Below are 3,384 nucleotides of genomic sequence, written 5' to 3'. Positions count from 1 at the left end.
GGATGCTCTTTTTTCATTCACTTGATAGGTGAAAAGCAATATTCAGCAAAATACAGTAACTATATGGCTTTCAGCCACTTTCACGGCTGTGCCGTGAATAATATAGGATTAATTATTTATGAAGAAGGAATTGAACTGTTAATGAAATTCATAGTGGAAATTAAAGAAAAGTATAAAAATGGACCTATACAGTTTAAAGCTTCGTTGTGGTTTTTAGTATGTTCATTTGTTCAAAAGGTAATTTCTGTAATAACTACACCTATTTTCACAAGGCTAATGACTACAGATGAATATGGGAGTTTTAATGTATTCTGGTCTTGGATGAATGTAATAATGGTTGTTATATCTCTTAATTTATTTTATGAGGTTTTTGAACAGGGGTTAGTTAAATTTAGTAATAAAAGAAGTGTATTTGCGGCATCAATGCAGGGGCTTGAGTTGACAATTATAAGCATATGGGGAATAATATATGCACTTTTTTATAAACAGTGGAATAAATTATTTTCATTAAGTACTGTTCAAATGGTATTAATGCTTTGGATTATATGGACCACGGCATGTTTTAATTTTTGGGCTGCTGAACAAAGAGTTATATATCAATATAAAAAATTGGTTATTTTAACAATTGCAACATCCGTACTATCTCCGTTGGTAAGTGTAGTTTTGGTTTCGGTTGCAGCGGATAAAGTTACTGCTAGAATATTGGGAATTGCAAGTGTACAAGCAATATTGTACACAGGTCTGTTTATTTCGCAAATAAAAAGAGGAAAAAGATTTTTTGAAAAAAAATATTGGAAGTATGCATTAAAGTTAAATATTCCATTAGTTCCACACTATTTATCACAAACCGTTTTAAACAGCGCAGATAGAATTATGATAGGAAAAATGGTAGGAGAAGCAAGTGCTGGAATTTATAGTTTGGCTTATTCGATATCATTAGTAATGATGGTGTTTAATTATGCACTTAATCAAACAATTGGACCTTGGTATTTTCAAAAAATAAAAGAAAATAAGATTCAAGATATTTCAAAAATTGGATATTTGCTTTTTGAAATAATTGCTATGGTTAATTTGATACTTATAGCATTTGCACCAGAGGCAGTAAGAATATTTGCGCCTAAGAGTTATTACTCTGCAATATGGATTATTCCGCCAATTGCGATGAGTGTCTATTTTACTTTTGCTTATGATATGTTTTGTAAGTTTGAATTCTATTATGAAAAATCAAAATTAATTGCGGGCATTACAATAATAGGTGCAATAGTTAATGTTGGGTTAAATTATTGGCTTATTCCTATATTTGGTTACCAAGCAGCTGCTTATACAACTCTTTTGTGCTATTGTATATATGCAGTATTTCATTATTGTGGAATGAAATTAATATGTAAAAAAGAATTGAATAGTGAGCCACCGTTCAGAATTGGTTGTTTGTTGAAAATTACAAGTGTATTTATGATATTAGGCTTCGCATTTCAAGCAAGTTATTATTTAATATATATAAGATATATTATGATTGTAACTATGTTTGGAATACTCGTAGTATTTAGAAGAAAAATTTTAAAATATATTAAGAGCATAGCATTAATTAAAAAGGAGTGATTTAGGATAGAGCTATGCAATATCGAAAATGTAGATTTGAGGTTGCCGTCTATTGTACCTGTTATGAATTGTGCTCTACATTGTAGAATGTTCTTATGAAGATATAGCGTAATTTCTAAAATTTTAAATATTTATAAAATAAATTTCATATTTTTTCAAAAAGGAAACAGTATGCACTCATATGTGCAGTGTAAGAGTTTCAAATTTATATAAGCTTTTTGAAAGATTATAGAGAGTGGTGAAATCTACTGAAAAAAGGATATTATCACAAAAGAGCACATCAGATTCCAAATATACAGATGATTGAAATGGAGATTTCCTTGCAAAAATTTCTATCCAAGTAAAACATTATCAGAATATATTAGAAAGTAAAAAAAATTAATGAAAAGTGATATGGCACTAAAAGCGGCTTAACACTTGCAAAGGCACTTGTGGGCTATCGTTTATTTAGAAGCCAGATCAGTAAAGCGAAAAGGAGTGTATCATGCAAACAACACTTTTAATCATGGCTGCCGGTATCGGTTCCCGTTTCGGCGTGAATATTCTTGTGCGGTAACACCGCAAGTCCGGCAGACGGGAAACCGCCCGTCCGGGCTAGCGGGAACCGCTTATGCGAGTTTACTTGCGTAATGTTTTGTCTAAGCCATAAACCTCACGCATTGAGATGTCATGTTCGGCATCAATACTTGTGATGTTGATGCGATAGCTGTCATGGGCAATGCGGTCAATGATTGCATCTGCCAGAGGACTATCATCACCACCCAGTTGATCGTACCATTCCTCGAACTCATACTGGGAGCAGAAAATCGTTGAAGATTTCTTGCGTCTCCGATGGAGTAGTTCGAAGATATCTCTTTGTTCAGATTCCGTTGGTTTCAATAGAAGCCATTCGTCCAAAATCAGGACAACGGGATTGGCATACTTAGCCATCACCTTTTTGTAGTTGCCATCTGTCCGTGCCACCTCCAGATCAATAAGCAGATCAGGCAGACGGATATATTTGGTATTGTAATACTGCTTACAGGCTTCCATGCCAAAGGCACAGGCCATGTAAGTTTTACCGCAGCCTGTAGCACCGGTAATAAAAAGATTCCGATGTTCAGATATATATTCGCAGGTGGCAAGTCTACGAATCAGTTCCTTGTTTAGCTTGCGCCCGGAAGTATAGTTGATATCCATGATATTCGCTTCCGGCTGATCGAATCCGGCATTCCTGATCAATCTTTTGAGACGGTTGTTTTTGCGACTGCTGTATTCGATATCCACCAGCATACCGAATTGATCCTCAAAGGGAATCTCCTTGAATTTTGGGTCATTGAGCTGGCTACGGAATGCATCTGCCATTGCGGTAAGGCGCATTTCTATTAACTTATCCATTGTACTCTGATTGGTCATATGTGTTTACCTCCGATAGTAATCGGCACCTCGTGTGATGCCATGTGCTTTATGTGTGGTCTTGGTATCGATTGCTTCCGATGCCAGTTTTTCTGAACCGGTTACAAGTAGGTTTTTAATACTCTTGTAACTGGGTGATGCTGTATAGGATAATGCCTTTTTACAGGCAACTTCCAGTAACGCATCTGAGTACTTCTCAGCAAGCTTAAGAAGTCCCATACAGCTTCGGTAGGTTTGTTGTTCCACACTTTTGGAGGTCAATATCGCATTGACTGCAGTGTAAGCGCCAAATATTCCTGCGGATTTTCTAATACTCTGATTTCCTCTATAATTGTAGGCGAAAGATATTTAAACTATTTCACTACAATTACGGAGGATAGGTTATGGCAA

Annotated in this window: 3 protein-coding genes; 1 reads left to right on the top strand and 2 read right to left on the bottom strand. The window is 35.3% G+C overall.

Going from position 1 to position 3,384, the window contains the following annotated elements:
- The coding region (locus ACTQ50_RS19250; protein ID WP_441485509.1) for a lipopolysaccharide biosynthesis protein at nucleotides 1–1,599 on the top strand (1,599 nt) is incomplete at its 5' end.
- Between the two features lie 618 nt (nucleotides 1,600–2,217).
- Here the strand turns inward: ACTQ50_RS19250 and istB are convergent.
- Entirely contained in the window at nucleotides 2,218–2,994 is a 777-nt protein-coding gene (gene istB, locus ACTQ50_RS19245; protein ID WP_441485508.1) for an IS21-like element helper ATPase IstB, read from the bottom strand.
- A gap of 6 nt (nucleotides 2,995–3,000) precedes the next feature.
- Complete coding sequence (locus tag ACTQ50_RS19240; RefSeq protein WP_441485507.1) at nucleotides 3,001–3,255, bottom strand: hypothetical protein; 255 nt, start codon at nucleotides 3,253–3,255, stop codon at nucleotides 3,001–3,003.
- Nucleotides 3,256–3,384: the final 129 nt, after the last annotated feature.

Origin of the sequence: Blautia sp. Sow4_E7, assembly GCF_052116245.1 — a bacterium.
GTDB lineage: Bacteria > Bacillota > Clostridia > Lachnospirales > Lachnospiraceae > Blautia_A.
This window is presented reverse-complemented; position numbering and strand designations above follow the sequence as displayed.

Bases quoted from the DNA above. Each gene is read 5' to 3' on its own strand.
- istB (WP_441485508.1), bottom strand. From the start codon at position 2,994: ATGACCAATCAGAGTACAATGGATAAGTTAATAGAAATGCGCCTTACC.